We start from the raw sequence: 18,898 nt of genomic DNA on the forward strand, positions 1-18,898 counted from the left end.
GCAACCCTTCGGCCACGGAGCGCAGTATCGAGAGTTGCTGACGGCTGAGATCAGCGCTAGCACCAACGCTGATAAGCGGGTTTATCGGAGTGGTGGGTGCTGCGAGACAATGCGAGAGGGTTACGGTTTGGGGACTCACGGGTAGAGCGAGGTGTGAATGACTGAGGCGGGGCCGACGCTGACCTTGCGTGATGTCGCTCAGCTCGCTGGCGTACAGCGTTCCGTGGTCAGCATGTGGCGGCGCCGACCCCAGGTCCGCGGCCGCCACATTCCCTTCCCCGACCCGGTGACACCAGCCGGCCCCGTGGAACGGTTCGCAAGAGACGAGGTCGTCGACTGGCTGACGCGTACCGGCCGAGGCAACAACCCGGAGCACCGCCTGGACGCGCCGGCGCTGAGCATCCCGGCGGACGCGTCACTGGAAGATCTCGTGACCCTGCTCTGCCTCCACGCCGACGGCGACAGCGACGTCGCCGACCTGACTCCTGCCGAGCGGGAGAGGCTGGCGCAGCTCAGCGACCCCCGGGACGAGTTCCTCCTGACCGAGGTACGGCGGCTGGCGGCCACCGACGAGATGTTGCGGTTCGTTGACGATCTGGTTGAGGCATCCTTCGGTTTGCCGGAGGCGCTCGCCCGACTCGACGACGGGCCTGCGGGCCGGGCGCTCGGCCGGCGGGACCTAACGGTGGAGGCGATGGCGCTCGTCGGCGCCATCGTGCGGGCCGGGATCCTGCACCTCGATCCGGACGGCGTCCCCATCGCCTTCGCCGACGGTCCGTCGAGCCTTGCCCTGGCGATCGCCTCCGGAAACCGTCTGCTGATCAGCGGTAATGGTGCGGCCGAACGGGCGTTGCGTCGCCGTGCGTTCCTCAACGAGCTTGAGGTCGTGAATCCTGCCGAGGGACCACTGCTGCGCGTACTGACCGTGCTCGACCTGGAGGGTGAGGCGGCCCTGGAACGGGTCGACGATCTGCTGCTCGATCTCGGCCCGAACGAGGTGGGAGTGGTGGTCGGGCCGGCCGGAACGCTGTGTGAGCGGCTGCGCGGAGACGCCGAACGGTTTCGCGCCAAGATGTTGCGGCTGGGTCACCTGGTCGCTGCGGTCCGTCTGCCGCGCGGGATGTGGCGGCGGGCGCACCGCCAAGCGCTCGGCTTGTGGATCTGTGCGGGCGGCCTTACAGCGAACCGACCGATGGTCGGGGACCTGAGCGCGTATCCGTCAGCGGACCTATCGATGGAGGACCTCGCCGCCGATGTCTCGGCCGCGCTATCCGGCGACAACAGCCGCGCGTTCCGCTACCTCCGAGTCACGGACCTGCCTGTCATCCTGACCGGTTCGCCGATCGTGCCGGCAGGCGTGCGGGCAGCCCGCTTGAGCACGTCGTCCGACAACCACCTCAGTCGAGCCCAAGCCGCGGCGCTGGTCGTCGCCGAGCCATTGCCACCGCTGGACGTTCTGCTAACCGCCGCTCCGGGCGCGATCCTCTTGCGGCAACGGTCCCTCGGCGAGCTACATGAGGCTGGCGTCCTGCTGATGCGGCGTGGTTGCCGTATCGATCCCCAGCACGCGGTGCCGGACGGCTCGATCCTGGTTCTCAGCGCTGACGGCTCAGCCGACGGTGTCGCTCTGGATCCGTTCGACGCCGCGCGCTTCTACCCGCGAGCCCACCGCACCGAACCAGGTGATGTGGTGTTTATCGAAGGCTCTCGGCCGCGCGCACGGGTCGACGAACACGGCAACTCACTGGTGGCGTCCCCATCGCGGCTCCTGCGGTTACGCCCGACCGCAAGGATCGGTCCGCACACCCTCGCCGCCATCATCAACCACCAGTCTGCGACCAGCGAGTGGCGGACGTGGAGCATCCCAGTTCTCGATCCCGAGTCAGGAGCGGCGCTGGAGAGCGCGCTGGTCGAGGCTAGCGCCTACGACGCAGCCCTACGCCAGCGGCAGGACGCCCTGCATGATCTGATCACCGCTCTGATCGACGGCGTGGCCGCGGGCGTGGTCAGCGTTGTTTCCCGCAGCAACACCGAGGAAGGACAATAGAATGCCACCGCCCAAGAGGCAGGAACCGTCGGCACCGTCGACCATGAAGGAGTTGAAGGACACTCTGTGGAAGGCTGCCGATCGGCTCCGCGGGTCGCTGTCTGCCAGCCAGTACAAGGACGTCATCCTCGGCCTGGTCTTCCTCAAGTATGTCTCCGACGCCTACGACGAGCGCCGCGAGCAGATCCGCGCCGAGCTGACCGCCGAGGGCATGGACGACAGCCAGATCGAGGAACTCATCGACGACCCGGAGGAGTACCAGGGGTACGGAGTGTTCGTCGTCCCACCCGCTGCGCGCTGGTCGTACCTGGCGGAGAACGCCAAGGGCAAGCCAGCGGTGGGCGACGAGCCAGCCAAGACGATCGGTCAGCTCATCGACGAGGCGATGAGCGCGGTCATGGCCGCCAACCCCGCCTTGGGCGGCACCCTGCCCCGCCTCTACAACAAGGACAACATCGACCAGCGCCGCCTCGGTGAGCTCATCGACCTGTTCAACAGCGCCAAGTTCAGCCGGCAGGGTGAGCACCGCGCGCGGGACCTCATGGGCGAGGTGTACGAGTACTTCCTCGGCAACTTCGCCCGCGCCGAGGGGAAGCGTGGCGGCGAGTTCTTCACCCCACCCAGCGTGGTCAAGGTGATCGTCGAGGTGCTGGAGCCGTCTCGGGGGCGCGTCTACGACCCGTGCTGCGGGTCGGGCGGCATGTTCGTCCAGACGGAGAAGTTCATCTACGAGCACGATGGCGACCCGAAGGACGTCGCCATCTACGGGCAGGAAAGCATCGAGGAGACCTGGCGGATGGCGAAGATGAACCTCGCCATCCACGGCATCGACAACTCCGGCCTCGGGGCGCGGTGGGGCGATACCTTCGCCCGCGACCAGCACGCGGACATCCAGATGGACTACGTGATGGCCAACCCACCGTTCAACATCAAGCACTGGACCAGGCGAGAGGACGACCCCCGCTGGGTGTACGGAGTGCCACCGGCCAACAACGCCAACTACGCCTGGATCCAGCACATCATCTCCAAGCTCAAGCCAGATGGCAGCGCTGGCGTGGTGATGGCGAACGGATCCATGTCGTCAAACTCGAACGGCGAGGGCCAGATTCGTGCCCGGATCGTCGAGGCTGACTTGGTGTCGTGCATGGTGGCGCTGCCGACGCAGCTCTTCCGCAGCACGGGCATCCCGGTCTGTCTCTGGTTCTTCTCGAAGGATAAGAAGGCCGGCAAGAACGGCCGCGTGGACCGACCCGGCGAGGTGCTATTCATCGACGCCCGCGAGCTGGGCTACATGGTCGACCGAGCAGAACGGGCGCTGTCGAACGACGATGTCGCAAAGATTGCCGACACATACCACGCCTGGCGGGGGACGGATTCCGCCGCTCGCAAGAAGCTGACCTACCAGGACATCCCCGGCTTCTGCAAGTCCATCAAGTTGGCCGAGATCAAGGAGGCCGGCTACACCCTCACGCCTAGTCCGTACGTCGGCACGGCGGCAGCGGCAGACGACGGCGAGCCACTGGACGAGAAGGTCGAGCGGCTTTCGCGGGAGTTGCTAGCAGCCTTCGACGAGACGGCTCGGCTGGAAAAGGTCGTACGTCAGCAAATGGAGCGCGTCAGTGGCTAAGACGGCAACAATCAAACAGCTTAGTGATCTCGGCGTACTTGCATTCGGAGATGGCTACCGCACGAAGCGCTCGGAACATGGCCAGCCGGGTTATCGAATCCTCCGAGTTGCCGATGTGCTGGATAACGCCGTAGCCCAGGACGGCGATGACTATGTACGCAAGAGTTTCCGGTCCGCTATTGGCCCGAAGCTAAGCCAGCCGGGTGACGTTTTGTTGACGACGAAGGGAACTGTTGGCCGAGTCGCGATATATCCCGACTCGGCCGAGCAGGTCGTTTACAGTCCTCAACTTTGCTATTTCAGGGTTCTAGATCCGAGTGTTATCTCAGCCCGCTACCTGTCGTACTGGTTCAAGTCCGAGGACTTTCGCCGGCAAGCCGCCTACCGGGCGAACAATACCGACATGGCAGCCTACATAAATCTCCGAGACATTGGATCGCTGGAGATCCAATGCCCGGCTATCGAAGAGCAGCGAGCAATTGCGGAGGTTCTCGGGGCGATCGACGACAAAATCGCGGCCAATGACCATGCCGTAAGGATCGCTCAAAACTTGCTCAATGCGCGCTTCGTGAAGGTCTCTACCCTGTGCGTTAGTAAGCGGGTGTCTCTCGGTGAACTAGCCGACTGTCGAGCGATTGAGTTTAGCGACGGGTATCGCACGAAGCGGTCGGAGCACGGGACTTCCGGGATCCGAATCCTTCGGGCAGGTGACGTGCGTGGTTGCCGCATCTTCCCTGACGGGCCGGATTTTGTGTCGAAAGAGTACCGAGCGCGCATCGGCGCAAAGGCCTCCAGGGCTGGTGACATTGTACTGACCACGAAAGGGTCAGTCGGCAGAGTGGCAATCGTCCCAGCCTACATGGAGGCGGTCGTCTACAGTCCGCAGATGTGCTACTTCCGAGTCCTCGATAAAAGTGCTGTCGACTCCGGCTATGTGGCGGCGTGGTTCAGTTCACGCGATCTGACTGACCAGCTCACCGCGGTAATGCACAAGAGCGACATGGCGCCGTACGTCAACCTTCAAGATGTCCGATCACTTCGCATCCCTCTTCCCGAGCTGTCAATCCAGCGCGCCGAAGGCTTGTTTCAGCATTCGGTGACTAATTGCATGCATGCCTTGTTTCATGAGAACGACAAACTCGAGCGCGTTCGCAATGAGCTGTTGCCGTTGCTCATGTCGGGCCGGATTCGGGTGCGGGATGCCGAGAAGGTTGTGGAGGAGGTGGTCTGAGTGGAGGCGCAGTCGGGGGTCAGTGAGGCCCAATGGGAGGCGATTGCGTTGGAGTCGCTGGCCGAGCAGGAGTGGCAGCCGCTGTCGGGCACCGCGATCGCGCCGGGTACGGAAGGCGGCCGTACCTCGTGGGCAGACATCGTGCTCCCCAGCCGCACCTTCGCGAAGATGCGTGAGCTGAACCCGCACGTCCCGGGCGACTACCTGGCTCAGGCTCTGGCGGAGATCATTGAGCCGACGTCTCAGGACGCGATCACCGAGAACTACCGGCTGCACCAGATCCTGACCAAGGGCTACCGGGGCATAAGCTACACCGACTCAGACGGCGTGGAGCAGACCCCGACCATCCGGTTGATCAGTCACCGACCGTGGGAGAACGAGTTCCTGGCCGTCAACCAGGTGACTGTCCGCTCGGCCGAGGTGGACCGCCGATTCGATATCGTGCTCTACCTCAACGGCCTGCCTGTGGCGATTGTCGAACTGAAGCGGGCCGCGGCCACGAAGGGGGATCTTCCCGGCGCGCATGCCCAGCTCGACACGTACCTGCGTGAGTTCCCGATGGCGCTCAGGTTCGGGGTGGTAACCGTGATAAGCGACGGAATCACGGCCCGCTACGGCACCTCGTTCACCCCGCTGAACCACTACTCGCCCTGGAACGTTAACGACGACGGCAAGCCGGTCCGGTTCGGCGAGGCGGTGGACGACAGCCACCTGGGCACCGAGTTGGAGTTCCTCATCGACGGGGTGTTCAACCCTGAGCGATTCCTCCAGCTCCAGCGAAACTTCACCGCGTTCGACGGCGGTGCCGACGGGTACGCGAAGCGGATCGCCAAGCCTCACCAGTACTTCGCCGTCACCAAAGCCGTCGGCACGACCATCGTAGCGGTGAACGGTGACGGCCGGGCCGGCGTGGTATGGCATACGCAAGGCTCCGGCAAGTCCATGGAAATGGAGCTATACGTCCACCTGGCCGGCCAGCGCCCCGAACTGCGCAACCCCACCTTCGTCGTGGTCACCGACCGCAAGGAACTCGACGGCCAGCTGTTCGAAGGATTTGCCCGGTCACTGCTGCTGGCCGAACAGCCGGTGGCAGTGACCAGCCGTGCCCAGCTGCGCGACGAGCTGACCGACCGCACCACCGGCGGCATCCTTTTCACAACGTTGCAGAAGTTCGGCCGTACCAAGGAGGAGCGTGAGGCCGGCGCAGACCACCCACTGCTGTCCGAGCGGCGCAACATCATCGTCATCGCGGACGAGGCGCACCGCAGCCACTACGACGACCTCGACGGGTACGCCCGGCACATCCGCGACGCCCTGCCGAACGCCTCGTTCATCGCCTTCACAGGTACGCCGATTCATGGCGAGAAAGACACGGAGGAGGTGTTCGGTAGAACCATCGACACATACGACCTCACGCGGGCGGTGAGGGACGGCGCGACGGTGCCAGTGTTCTTCGAACCACGCCTGATCAAGGTCGGCCTAACGAGCGGCGTCACCGACGAGGACCTGGACCGGGCCGCCGACGAGGCCACCATCGGACTCGACGAGGTGGAGCGCGCCCGGATCGAGAAGTCCGTCGCCGTCATCAACGCCGTGTACGGCGCCCCGGACCGCCTCCGGGCCCTTGCCGCCGACCTGGTGGAGCACTGGGAGAACCGGTCAGCGCAGCTGGTCAAGTTCATTGGTACCCCCGGCAAGGCACTCATTGTCGGCGGCACCCGCGAGATCTGCGCCAACCTCTACGAGGAGATCATCAAGCTGCGGCCCGACTGGCACAGCGATGCCCTCGATCAGGGAAAGATCAAAGTTGTCTACTCCGGGACCGCCCAGGACAAGCCTCCGGTCTCCCAGCACGTGCGCCGGTCTGCCGAGAACAAGACCATCCAGCAACGGCTGCGCGACCCCGACGACGACCTGCAACTCGTCATCGTCAAGGACATGATGCTCACCGGCTTCGACGCGCCGCCGCTGCATACGCTCTACCTTGACCGGCCGCTGAAGGGCGCCCTGCTCATGCAGACACTGGCCCGCGTCAACCGAACCTTCCGCGGCAAGCCCGACGGCCTGCTCGTCGCCTATGCACCGCTGATCGACAACCTCGCCAAGGCGCTCGCCGAGTACACCGAAGACGACCAGGCTGCCAAGCCCGTCGGCAAGAACGTCGACGAGGCCGTTGACCTGGCGGTCGCACTCTTGGCCGCACTCGACCAACTGTGTGCCGGCTTCGACTGGCGGTCCCGCCTCGACGGCGGGCCAAGGAGCTGGATCCAGGCCGCAGTGGGCCTCACCAACTACCTGCGTTCCCCGCAGACCCCAGGTAACCAGGCCGCAGAGGGCGAGGAAAGCCTTGGCGAGCGCTACCGCAAGCTGTCCAACCAGCTCGCCCGCGCCTGGGCACTGTCCTCCGGCAGCGACACCTTCGACGACCTGCGGCGTCGAGACGCCCGGTTCTACGAAGAGGTCCGGGTGTGGATGGGCAAGTTCGACGCCCAGGAACGCCAGGCCGCAGGCAAGCCGGTACCGGAAGAGATTCAGCGGATGCTGTCGGCGCTGGTGGCATCGTCGACCGCTTCCGGTGAAATCATCGACATCTACGAGGCCGCCGGTATCCCCAGACCCTCCCTCGCCGACCTCGGTACCGAGTTCCAAGCCAAGGCGAAGGCAGCGAGCAACCCGCACCTGGCGATCGAGGCGTTGCGAGCGCTGCTCGTTGAGGAGTCCACCAGAGTGACACGGCACAACCTGGTCCGCCAGCGTGCCTTCTCGGAGCGGATCGCCGAGCTGATGCACAAGTACACCAACAAGCAGCTCACCTCCGCCGAGGTCATCGCCGAGCTGGTCGAATTCGCCAAGGAGGTAGCCGCCGAACGCAACCGAGGGGCGCACTTCACCCCGCCGTTTACCGACGACGAGCTGGCGTTCTACGACGCGGTCAGCGCCAACGAGTCCGCGGTGCAGATGCAGGGCGAGGACGTGCTGGCGCAAATCGCCCGCGACCTAGTCCGCATCATGCAGCGCGACGTGAAGACCGACTGGACCGTACGCGACGACGTGCGCGCCAAGCTGCGGTCTTCGATCAAGCGGCTGCTGGTGCGGTACAAGTACCCGCCGGACAAGCAGCCCGAAGCGATCCGGCTGGTCATCGAGCAGATGGAGGCGATGGCACCGCATTACGCTTCGCAATCAGCCGCCCTCTGACTATCGTCCCTGCCGCTTTGTCTGGGATCTCATGCTGGTGCCAGAGAAAACCAATCGCCGGGGGAGCGGACTGGAGGCCGCTGTATCGATGGATGGCCCCTCCTTGACTGAATGGGCGGTTCGTGCAAGCAAATTAATCGGGCAGAATCCAGGGATCACGGTAAACGTGGGGCGAAATCGCTACGCCAGGAAGTTCTTCAACACCTGGTGCTACTCACCGAGGGCCCTTGCTGTGATCAAGGGGGCCCTTAACGAGAAGCCTGCGGAGAGGTGGTGGCAACAGTATCGACCGAGGAGGAGCTGACTGCATATCTTGGTCACACATTGATTCCTGTGGACCGAGACAACACAGGCTCGGCCCTTCGCCTGCGAGTTAGTGGTCTAGTAATGTCTAACGGGAGATGCCTTCCCCCGATGGGTCGACGGTGTTAACCGTCGGTGGAAAGTGACATTGCGGACGAAGGGGATGTAGTCGACCGCTACTGTAGTAAGGGCGGCCCGCGGCCTACGAGGCTCAGGGAATCCGTCGATGCGGCATATGCTGCTGAGCGGGACCGGATGGAACGGGTTCTTGGCGGATGGACTGTGGGAGTGGAGCGAAGCGTTCCGGGGTTGACGGAAGCTTCGTGCCCTCACGAGATGGACTCATGGCACGAGCAGCAGGAGGCGCGGAGCCAAGTGGCGTACGGTGGATTTGAGTCCTCGCTAAGCAGGCACTTAGAACTCGCAGGCCTTACCAGCGTGCGCCGGCATCTAGTGCAGGCCGTACTGCGTGCAGCCAATAGCAAATCCTTCGTGAGCCGCCATGCCTCGACGTATCCGTCCTTGGCGAGCGAGGTGAGCAAGGCCTGGGTCGTGCTCGACCGACACGCCCGCTCAGGTCAGCCGAAGTCGGGGCTCTTACTGCGCGTCTGCGACTCGGCGTTACAGGCGGTGACGGCCTCGCAGAAGTTGCTTCCAGGTGATCCGGTGCTATGCGACCTCGCTCAAACCCTCGTGCGGGTACCGGCCGAGTACGGTGGGGACCCGGCGGCTCTCGCTACTGAGCTGGCAGCGGTGTCGGGCAAGCTCGAAGGCATCTTCCCGATGCTGCTGGACCGCGCATGGAATGCGGCCACACCGGAAGGCGTAGATCGCCTCGCTCTGGAGGTCGTTGGTCGGGCATCGCTCGACGGCCGGGACTACGCAGACCTGCGGGACGACATGTTCCGAGCGCTTACCTCTCGAGCGCTGGACTCCCGTGTGCTTTACCGGGTGATCGTGCCTAACGAGGCGGACTTCAACGTTGCGTGCATTGTGCGAGGGGCATCCTCGCTCTCGGCACTGGAATCTCTGCTGCCGACTGCGCAACAGTCCGACTTGCGAACAGCCTCTGAGCAACGGTTCCGAGGATGGGGCGACGGCAGTTCCAAGCTTTACCGGTTCGTTGAAGCCGCACGTGCAGAGCAGGCAGGGCGGGACAGCCGGCCCGCCTGTCTGGTCTCCCTGTCAGTTCGGGCACGTGACCGAGGGACTGCCATTCAGATAGGCCGGCGAGAGATTAGTGAATTGTTAGATCAGTACGTCGCTGGTCATCGGATCGCGGACCTGCGACTGTCCCCGGCTTCGCTGGGCGCTCGCGCCGGGAGCAAGTACACCGCCGTATTCCACGCTGTCGGTCCAAGCGTGGCGGCTGCATACCCATTGACCAAGGCCTGGCCCGATCAACTGCGAGAGGCGCTGCGCATGAGTCACCTCGCCGCGACGACGGATGCCCCCATGTCTCGCGTCTCCTTGGCATGGACTGCGATGGAATCGTGCGGCGTCACTGCGAGTAATCGGCGGGATGTCGAGGCCCTGGCCGAGGCGATGGCATTGCAGTCGCTGCGGCAGCAAATGGTGGAGAGCTACCACAACACGCGCCAGGCCGCTGCCGCGATGCTGGCCGTCGCGGCGGAAGACGCGGCTGCGGCCACCCGCCTTGAGCTGCAGGCTACCCGTGCAGCCCGGAACGTGCCGCTCGGCTCCCGGCACCGTATGTCTCTAGAGGACCGCGCTGCGGCCGCTGCGAAATCAGCGCACATCGCCCGCCAGCGTCTTGAGTCGTTGCGGCGAGACCTGGAATGTGCGTTGTCCGATCTGCATGGCTACGTCGCCACAGATACCCGTGGTCATCTCATGGATGTCAACCACTGGCTTGATGTCCTTCAGCCATCGCAGGCACGCGATAGTGAGGAGCTCCGTAACGCCCGAGATGCGTTGGCGAGGTTAGGCAGTAACCTTCCGGGACTAGCAACTGTTGAGTTGGCGCAGTGGCGCGACCGACTGGCCACGCCGCCACGTCTTGCTGACCTACTCGATGAGTGGACCGACCGATATCTCCGCGTTTTGGACTGGGTCTACGCCGTCCGCAACATGTCTGTTCACTCAGGTGCCTTCACTGTTCCAGGGGATCTGGCTACCGCCCACGGCGCAGCCGCACTGGCCGATCTTCTGCTGGAGTTCCTTGGGAACTGGTACGAGGTTTCGCGCGGAGCTGGTCTGGCTGATCGACAAGCAATGTCGGCCAAGCAGGTTATTGAGTGCCTAGCCGATCGCAAGGGAACGATCGCGACGGCGTTGCGCGCTCAGCCCGATTCGTACCGGCTTAACCTCTCGCACCTCACGAGCCCGACCTCTGATGGTTGGGACAGAAGCGGATGAAGGTGGGGGGTGTCCTGCCGATTGGACGAAACGTCGGTGAGACGCGCCGGGATTCGAACCCGGATTTCCCCCGAGTGGACCGGTGCGGTTGCGAGCCGCTGACGTCTTGCACGCCGATCCGGCAGACAGTATAGCGGGCAAGGTGCAGCAGTGGGACTGACCGCATCGGTTGTGGGCTTGACCGTGGTAGGTGTACCAGCACGCAGGCGGCACAGGTTCGGAACAAACCAGCCGTTGCCATCACCGGAACATCGACTATCCGAATGGGGTGCTCCGCGGGTGCTCGCGCGCCATGGACGGGCAGGCCGTCGTTGGGACCCGATGGACGGGTGAGCGGGCAAATTGTGGACCAACCGGGCGGTCCGCGCGGACTGGCCGCGGGTACTTGGACCAACCAGCACCCCCATGGCCAACTCCTAATCCGGGGGTTCGGGATCCGAGTCCCTGACGGCGCCAACGAGCAAGGTTCTGGCTGCACCTGGCACTCGGACCGGGCGAGGGTCGCAAGTCACCATCAAGGCCTCCGGCGCCGGCGGCGAGACCCGGTTGCGCCCGGCCCTCCGACCAGGCGGCGATCGCGACATCGGGTCGGTCGACATGTTGATCTGGCACCTGTCGGCCTGCGCCCGGCGCTCCAAGGGGCAGCGAGTTGGAGCCGGGGCGGCTTATCGGGCCCTCGCGGTGCAAGCGCCCCAACCGACTCGTCGGTGCCGACACCATAGTGACTCTTATGTACGTCGCTACTCGGCCTACCTCCCTCGGCATTTTGACCGCTCCCTATGCAATCGGGAAGGACCGGACACACCCGCATCGCGCGCTGCTGTGCCAGGGGCAACGCCTGTACATCCATGGCGTCCTGCTCGGCGCCTCGCCGGACGGCAACACCATCGCCGTCGCCAGCGACGGCACCATAGGGGCCCATTTCCGAATGCGATGACCGCTCTCAAGGTCCGCCTGGCTGCCCCGACCCGGCTGTCTGCGATGATGGCATCATAAGGCCGATGCGACATTCACCTTCCCGGCTGCTGCTCGCGGCGTTCATGCTTTCGACGTTTGTGCTGTCCGCGTTGAGTGCTTGCGGCGACCAGGCCGGGCATAGTTCGAGGCCGTCTGTCGGGCCCACGCCTCCAACGGTTGAGGTGGTGAAGCCGCCCGCTCGCATGCCGGCAACTCGGTCGGCTCAAGCCACGACTGCGCCCCCCGAGCTGCACTTCAGCAAGTCGATGGTGCGCAGCAACGAGGTCAACAAGCAGAACAAGGGTGGGCAAGCGAACGTCGAGTTTGTCGCTGGCAGCAACGACCTGAAGACGCTAGAGCGCGTCGGCCGCGAGTGCGTCGAGGTCTTCCTGCGGGAACAGAAGGCGGCGTTCTGCAAGGTCTTCGGCACGGAGGCTGACTACAAGGCTCGCGACCTGCGTAAGGCGGGAGACTCCAACTGCTGGGCCTGGTACGTAGGGGTGCCGCTGGCAGGTGGCGAGGCAATGGTCACCGAGGGAAGCGATATCGGCTACGTCGCCGAGCGCTGTCCCGGCAAGCTGTATCGCTGATCGGCAGGGCGCCGGCTGTCGGAAGCGACTGCCAGAGTGCGGGTAGCGGCTCCCGCCAGCCGTTGACGGTGGCTTTCGCCCAACGGTCGCGGCCCGGCTGGAGCCTCGCCATCTGGTAGGGCTCTGGCCGGGCCGCGCGGGGATAGGTCAGTTGCCGCGCACCTTCTTGAGGGCGCGTTCGGTCAGAACGAGCGCGAGATCGACCGCATCGCCGTCGTTCAGGGGGCAGTTCACCGCGTACTTCTGGGTCTGCGCGACGTTGCGGAGTTTGATCCGGTCGTCGTCCAGGTCGTTGACATCCTCGGGGCGCAGGCGCAGCGTGAGGCCTCCGTTGCCCGGCTTGACGTAGACGACGGCCCCGTACTTTTTCGGTCCCTGGTCGCGGACCATGATGTAGTCCGTGTAGCCGTCGTGGGTGCGGTCGGACTCCCCGATCGCGACCACGGTCTTGAGTTCCAAGGCGCGGTCGAGGAACGTCAGCACCCTGTTAGCCGTGCCGCCGTCCTTCGCGCGGGTGTACACGAACTGCTTGATAAAGAACGCTTCCTCGTCGTCGGAGTCGAGCGCCGAGGTGCTGCGAGTCGGGAGTGCCTCCTTCTCCGGAGCTGCAGTCTCGTCGTCGTCTGCTGGGGGCACCTGGTTGGTTCGGGTCTGGTACTCGATGATCTCGTCGACTGTGCCTTCGATGATCTTCACGGCTCTCCACTCTCGCGTAGCGGCGATGCCAACAGTCTACTTTGGCGTGAGCCGGTATGTAAACACGTAAGCAAGCTTGCAAACGCATATATCGGCCAGCAGTGGCTGAGATAGCTGCGATAGTGTGCAGCTTTCGCCACTCAAACGCTGTCGACTGTGGAGGCGGGCTGAAGGCTCGTCCTGCGGGTGCCGCCTACCGGGAGCCGGGGCAGGCGTCGTGCGGCGGGCGTGCAGAGGGCGACGAGGAGGCGGTCCACGGGCGACCAGCGGTCGGCTGCGGGTTGCCACGCCTGCGCGTGACCTTCGCTGACGAAGGTGACGAAGACGGTGAGCTGGGCGCCGTTGCGGTCGGGCAATTCGAGGGCGGCGTTCGGTGAGTCGAGTGTCGGGGCGTGGAGGGCTGCCGCGACGTCGGGTGGGATGGTCGACCACTCGTCGGGGCCGACGTGCCGCTCGTCGGGGTCGACGTGCCGCTCGTCGGGGTCGAGCACGGCGAGGCTGAGCCCGTCCCACCTGCGGCATCGATCGAAGCGATTGATCATGGCGGTTCGGCCGGTGGTGGTGTTGGTGTTGTCCCAAACGACGACTTCAAGGTGGTCGCTGGTGAGGGGGCGCGGGTAGGCGCGGTTGGTGACATTGGACAGGCGCTCCGGCGTCGGGCGACCGCCTGCGCCTCGACGGCGGACCGGCGCAGCGCCCCGCTGCCAACCGAGCATTGGGGGAGGGTGTGCCCGGCCGCTGACGGCGGCCGGCCGGATGTCTTCATGCTACTGGGGAGGCCGACGGAAGGTTCGGCCCGGTGACGTCGGGCGAGGGCAGCGGTCGCCCATGCTGGCCCCGGACGGCGTGCGATCCGTCCGGCGCGGCGGCCGGTGAACGAGGCAGCAGCGACCGATCTCTTGCGGACGGCTACCCCTCCCACCGGCAGCCACTCAACGATGGGCCGAGGCTGCCTGCGGTATGGGCCGTGCCGAGACGGGTCCACCCCTGACCGGTTGATTCCTGCTGGTCCGATCGCCGGCCGGGTCGCCCGGACCGGTTGGCTGCGGTGCCCGAGCGATCGATCATGCTGTCCGGTATCCAACACTTGATGAGCGCGGCCGGAGCCGGTCCGAGAGCCTGCATGAACGGCGTCCGCAGTGAGAGGGACGCCGGTGGCCAGCGATCCCGTTCGACTGCGGTGGAGGTCCGGTGGTGGAAATCCTCAGGCGGGACCGGTCCGGATCACGAGTGCAACGCCACAATCGCGGAGTGGGGCGCGCGGCTCGGCGGTGGGCGGCCGGAGTCACCGTCCTGCTGACGGTCGTACCCCTGCTGCCAGCGCAGGCCGCGGCGGCGGCGCCGGTTGGGGCGGCGCGGGCCCTGGCCGGGTCGGCTCCCGCGACGGTGGCGGTAGAGCTGTCCGCCGCGCCGGTCGCCGAGGGTGCCCCGCTGACCGCGACCGTTACGGTGACTGGCGCGCACCCGTCGGACGTGCCCTCGGGCACCGTGCAGTTCACCGTGGACGGGGCGACGTACCAGGCGCCGGTCGAGCTGACCGGCGGCAAGGGGACCACATCAGTATCCGGCCTGGCGGTCGGCGCGCACGCGGTCGGCGCGCGGTACTCGGGCGACGGCACGTTCGCCGCCGCCGACGCGGGACCGGGGGCGACCGAGGTGGTGGTGCCGGCGGGCACGACTCGGTTCGTGGGGCTCCAGCCGGCCCGGATCCTTGACACCAGGCCCGACCGGTTGAGCGGCTACACGGGCGGCAAGCCCGCCGCCGGGGCGACGGTCACCCTTCAGGTCACCGGGCGCGGGGGCGTACCGGCGACGGGCGCGACCGCAGTGGCGCTGAACGTGACGGCGGTCGACCCCGCGGCCGCTGGCTACGTCACCGTCTGGCCAGCGAACCAGCCCCGGCCGATGGCCTCCAACCTGAACATCGAGACCGCCGGCCAAGTCATCCCGAACCTGGTCGTGGTCCCGCTCTCCGGGACCGGCCGGGTCAACCTGTACACGATGTCCAGCCTGCACCTCGTCGCGGACGTGGCCGGGTATTTCACCGGCGCGCTGACCGCCACGGCGGGCCGGCTCGTCCCGCTGAGCCCGGCCCGGCTGCTCGACACCCGCAGCGGGATCGGTTACTCGGGGTCGAAGCCGGCCGCCGGGACCACGGTGACGCTGAAGGTGGCGGACCGGGGTGGAGTACCGGCCGGGGGCGCCGGCGGTGTGGTGCTCAACGTGACCGCAACGAACTCCGCGCCCGGCTACGTGACGGTCTGGCCTGGCGACCGGACCCGCCCGGTCGCCTCGAATCTCAACATCTCCCGGGCGGACGGGACGATCTCGAACGCGGTGTGGGTGCCGCTGTCCCCGGACGGCACGGTGAAGCTGTATGTGGCGCAGTCCACTCACCTCGTCGCCGACGTGGCCGGGTGGTTCACCGGGCCGGCCGCGGCGGACAGCACGGCGGGGCTGTTCGTGCCGACCCGGCCGACCCGGGTGCTGGAGACGCGGCCCGGCCGGCAGATCGGCTACTCCGGAGGCAAGCCGGTGGCGGGCGCCACGGTGTCGGTGCGGATCGCTGGCCGCGACCCGGTACCGGCGACCGGCGCCGCCGCCGTGGTGGCGAACGTGACCGCCACCGAGACGGCGAGCGGCGGCTACATCACCGCGTACCCGGCCGGCAGCGCCCGGCCGGTGGCGTCGAGCCTGAACCTGGAGCGGGCCGGGCAGACCCGCCCCAACCTGGTCACCACCCGGCTCGCCGACGGTTCGTTCAACCTCTACACCACCTGCGCGACGCACCTGCTGGTGGACGTCGCGGGGTACTTCACGCCGGAGCTGAACCCGGCCGAGCCGGTCAGGCAGCGCGAGAGTTACCAGCCGGCGAGCGGTACGACGGTCCTGGAGCCGGCGAGCGTGTCGGCGGTGAGTGGTGACGCGGCCAGCGGGTACACGCTGACCCTCGCCCTGGGCGCGCCGCGGCCCGGGCCGGGTGCTGGGGTTGTGGTCAAGGGCGGCGGCGCGGCGTACCCGGAGGGCCTGGCCGGGACCGTCGGCACGGTCACGTCCGACGCGGGCGGCACGACGACTGTCACCGTGGCGCCGGCGCCGCTCGACCGGCTGTTCGCCAACCTGGACATCGGCTACGACGGCCCGGTCGACATGATGCCGCAGGACGCGAACGCGTCAGGCCCGCGGCAGGGTGCCCGTGGACAGCTCGGCGCCGTCACCGGGTCCACCAGCATCGACCACTCGATCATCAAGTTCGGGCCGGAGGCGTTCCGGTGCACGGTGGCGGATGGGGTGGAGGTTTCGGGCGCGCTGGTGCGCTTCGAGAACACGCGGGTGCACTTCGAGCAGCGGACCGGGCTGTTCACCACGCCGTTCCTGAGCTTCTGGCTACAGACGGAGCCGGTCGTCGAGTTCTCCGCAGCGGTGCAGGGCAAGGTCACCTGCGCGCTCACCGACGCGTTCCGCCGGGACCACAAGCTGACCTGGGTGCTGCCGACGCAGATCCCGGTGACCGTCGACCTGGGGCCGGCCTTCCAATTCGAGGCGACCGTCGCCGGCAAGGTCACCTTCACCCAGCACTTCTACCGGATGGTCGGCGTAAGCACGAACCCTGACCTGTCCATCCGGGTGTACAACGCGGGCTCGCAGGCGGGCGAGGGCGTCTCGATCACCGGTGAACTATCGGCGTCGCTCCTGATCGGCGCGGACGTCTCGGTGAAGGTGCTGGGCGTCGCCGGGCTCGGCGTGACCCTGGGGCCGAAGTTCACCGCCTCGGTCGACACGAAGCGGTGCGTCGCCCTGACCGTCGGCATCCATGCCGACTTCGACGTGCGCTTCAACGCGTGGATCAAGGAGTTCAGGTATACGTTCCTTAGCTTCGACCTGGGCCCGTGGCCCATGTACTACCGGTGCCCGGACGCGGGTGGCGGTACGGGCCCGGGGGGCGGCCCACTCACCGTGCACACCACCGCACTGCCCGACGGCACGGTTAGCCAGCCGTACCGGGCGTCGCTGTCCGCGTACGGGGGAACGGCACCGTACGCCTGGCAGGTGACCGGCTTGCCGCCAGGCATCACGGCCAGTGCGGGGGGCTACCTCGGTGGCACGCCCACCGCGGTGGGCAGCGCCTCGATCAGCGTTACGGTGACCGACGCGAAGGGCAAACGCGCGAGCGGCCAGATCGCGCTGCGAATCGCGAACCCGACGGCAGCCGGGCCGGAGCTGATCTCGGTCGCCCGCGCCGGCGGCTCGTCGAATGGTTACACGTACGTCGTGACGACCGGCGCGGACGCGAGGTACGTCTACTTCCAGTCCGACGCGACCGACCTGACCGCCGGAGCCAGCGGCCGGGACATCTCGGTCTACGTGCGCGACCGGACCGCCGGCACCACCCGCCGGATCGACCTGCCGGGCGATCCCGGCCCGGTGAACAAGCTGCTCGCCACCTCGTCCAACGGCCGGTTCGCACTGGTGGCGCGCGGCGGCGAGCCCGCATTCTGGCGCTACGACGTGCAGGCCGGCACGGCGATGCCCCTGTCGTACGGCAACTGGTCGGGCTCAGACAGCTACTCCATCTCCGACGACGGTGACCTGGTCAACTTCGGCGGTGTGGTGCTGTACCGGATCAGCGACGGCACGCAGACGGTGATGACCTGTCCGGATGGGCGAAACCTGTTCTTCGGCCCTTCGTTCGTCCGGTTCGCCGATAACGGGGCGGCCGTCTACTTCACGGCGGACGACTGCGGCCAGAGCCAGAACAGCGCGTTCCGCTTCGACCTGACAACCGGAACGACCACCGAGTTCCTCGCGGGAAAGTGCTGGTGGAACAGCGGCAACATCTGCGTGGAACAGGTCGTGCCGAGCGCCTCCGACGCGCACACCGCAACCGTCAAGCTGACCCCGGCCGGCATCGACGCCGCCTACACGCTGCTGCTCGACCGTGTGGAGATCCCGTCGATCAAGGGCGATCAGATCAGTGTCTGCGGGGTGGCCGACGACGGCCCGACGGTGGTCTTCAACGGCCCGTCCAATCTGCTGGCCGGCGGGAGCCCCGAGGGCGGGGACGTCTTCGCCTACCGCGCGACGACCGGTGAGATCACCCGGGTCTCACCGGTCGCGACCGGATACGGTGAGGGTTCCTCGGCGTGCTCGAACCGGGGGTTCGCCGCCGAGACGGGGCAGGTCGTCTATGTGCACCAGGACCAGGCTTACCTGAACCGGGTTCCGTAGCGGCACGCGGTCCGCCGGGTCCGGGGGTAGCTTCACGGCATCGTGCAGGGCCGGCCGGCCGATCGACGACAGCTTCACCTCTCGCAGTAATCGAGGGCGTCAACCGATGCGACCAACGAAGATCAGATGTGTGGTCACCGTTGTATCGCATCTCGGGCGTGCTGGAGACGTCGCCGGGGAGGTGTTCAGGCCGGACTACACCGTCCGGCTGCAGGAGGCGAGGCGCCGGCTGCGGGCGTGGGCTAAAAAGGGACAGGACAGCGCAGGTGATCATCGCCGGACACGCATTCAGGCAGAACCTCATCCGGTTCGTCGGGCAGCGGGGGTTGGACGTGCCGGAGCAGCCGTTGCTCGCATGCGCCGATCCGCGCGACGTTTGCCTGCGCATCGATCGGCGATGGCTTGTTCGCGCCACCAGGCCAGCCCGGCCAGCGCAACTGGATGGGGTCGTCTTCCCAGAAGCAGACCGGGCAGCTCTCGTATGAGCCCGGCGGATCGCTGAAGGTCAGATGGCCAGCAGCACGGGCAGGGGAAGAAGCGGTACACAACGCAGATCATGCCGCCGGTGCCCAGCGGCGTGCAGCCTCTTGTCGTTGTGGCCGTCCACCGGGCAGTCCGAATATTCCATCGGGGAGTGATCA

Annotated in this window: 10 protein-coding genes; 7 read left to right on the forward strand and 3 right to left on the reverse strand. The window is 66.4% G+C overall.

Annotated features, from left to right (window positions below):
- The first annotated feature begins 157 nt into the window (after positions 1 to 157).
- The 6 genes from AC5RWQ_RS18310 (at position 158) to AC5RWQ_RS18335 (ending at position 12,332) form a co-directional block, all read left to right on the forward strand.
- Complete coding sequence (locus AC5RWQ_RS18310) at positions 158 to 2,047, forward strand: hypothetical protein (RefSeq protein WP_494283910.1); 1,890 nt, start codon at positions 158 to 160, stop codon at positions 2,045 to 2,047.
- 43 nt (positions 2,048 to 2,090) lie between these two features.
- A complete protein-coding gene (locus tag AC5RWQ_RS18315) occupies positions 2,091 to 3,674 on the forward strand; it encodes a class I SAM-dependent DNA methyltransferase (RefSeq protein WP_494283964.1) in 1,584 nt (527 codons plus the stop codon).
- A complete protein-coding gene (locus tag AC5RWQ_RS18320; RefSeq protein ID WP_494283911.1) occupies positions 3,667 to 4,905 on the forward strand; it encodes a restriction endonuclease subunit S in 1,239 nt (412 codons plus the stop codon). Before AC5RWQ_RS18315 ends, AC5RWQ_RS18320 begins: the two co-directional genes overlap by 8 nt.
- The gene (locus tag AC5RWQ_RS18325) at positions 4,906 to 8,103 is read left to right on the forward strand and encodes a type I restriction endonuclease subunit R (RefSeq protein WP_494283912.1); all 3,198 of its coding nucleotides are present in this window, start codon (positions 4,906 to 4,908) and stop codon (positions 8,101 to 8,103) included.
- 795 nt (positions 8,104 to 8,898) lie between these two features.
- Positions 8,899 to 10,785, forward strand: a complete 1,887-nt coding sequence (locus tag AC5RWQ_RS18330; RefSeq protein WP_494283913.1) for a hypothetical protein — start codon at positions 8,899 to 8,901, stop codon at positions 10,783 to 10,785.
- 1,001 nt (positions 10,786 to 11,786) lie between these two features.
- Positions 11,787 to 12,332 (forward strand): hypothetical protein, encoded by a 546-nt coding sequence (locus AC5RWQ_RS18335; protein ID WP_494283914.1) that lies wholly within the window; start codon positions 11,787 to 11,789, stop codon positions 12,330 to 12,332.
- Positions 12,333 to 12,479: 147 nt separating this feature from the next.
- On the opposite strand, the gene AC5RWQ_RS18340 is transcribed toward AC5RWQ_RS18335, so the two are convergent.
- On the reverse strand, positions 12,480 to 13,028 hold the full coding sequence (locus tag AC5RWQ_RS18340) for a hypothetical protein (protein ID WP_494283915.1): 549 nt from the start codon (positions 13,026 to 13,028) through the stop codon (positions 12,480 to 12,482).
- A 140-nt stretch (positions 13,029 to 13,168) separates the two neighbouring features.
- Entirely contained in the window at positions 13,169 to 13,744 is a 576-nt protein-coding gene (locus tag AC5RWQ_RS18345) for a hypothetical protein (RefSeq protein ID WP_494283916.1), read from the reverse strand.
- 535 nt (positions 13,745 to 14,279) lie between these two features.
- Between AC5RWQ_RS18345 and AC5RWQ_RS18350 the strand changes: the two genes are divergently transcribed.
- Positions 14,280 to 18,257 (forward strand): Ig-like domain repeat protein, encoded by a 3,978-nt coding sequence (locus tag AC5RWQ_RS18350; protein WP_494283917.1) that lies wholly within the window; start codon positions 14,280 to 14,282, stop codon positions 18,255 to 18,257.
- 242 nt (positions 18,258 to 18,499) lie between these two features.
- Here AC5RWQ_RS18350 and AC5RWQ_RS18355 read toward each other — a convergent pair whose 3' ends face one another.
- Positions 18,500 to 18,805, reverse strand: coding sequence for a CPCC family cysteine-rich protein (locus AC5RWQ_RS18355; RefSeq protein WP_494283918.1), 306 nt, complete (start codon positions 18,803 to 18,805; stop codon positions 18,500 to 18,502).
- Between the last annotated feature and the right edge of the window lie 93 nt (positions 18,806 to 18,898).

This window comes from Micromonospora sp. BS32 (assembly GCF_059089345.1).

Coding starts and splice junctions, on each gene's coding strand:
- AC5RWQ_RS18315 (WP_494283964.1), top strand. CDS start 2,091: ATGAAGGAGTTGAAGGACACTCTGTGGAAGGCTGCCGATCGGCTCCGC.
- AC5RWQ_RS18310 (WP_494283910.1), top strand. CDS start 158: ATGACTGAGGCGGGGCCGACGCTGACCTTGCGTGATGTCGCTCAGCTC.
- AC5RWQ_RS18345 (WP_494283916.1), bottom strand. CDS start 13,744: ATGCTCGGTTGGCAGCGGGGCGCTGCGCCGGTCCGCCGTCGAGGCGCA.
- AC5RWQ_RS18335 (WP_494283914.1), top strand. CDS start 11,787: ATGCGACATTCACCTTCCCGGCTGCTGCTCGCGGCGTTCATGCTTTCG.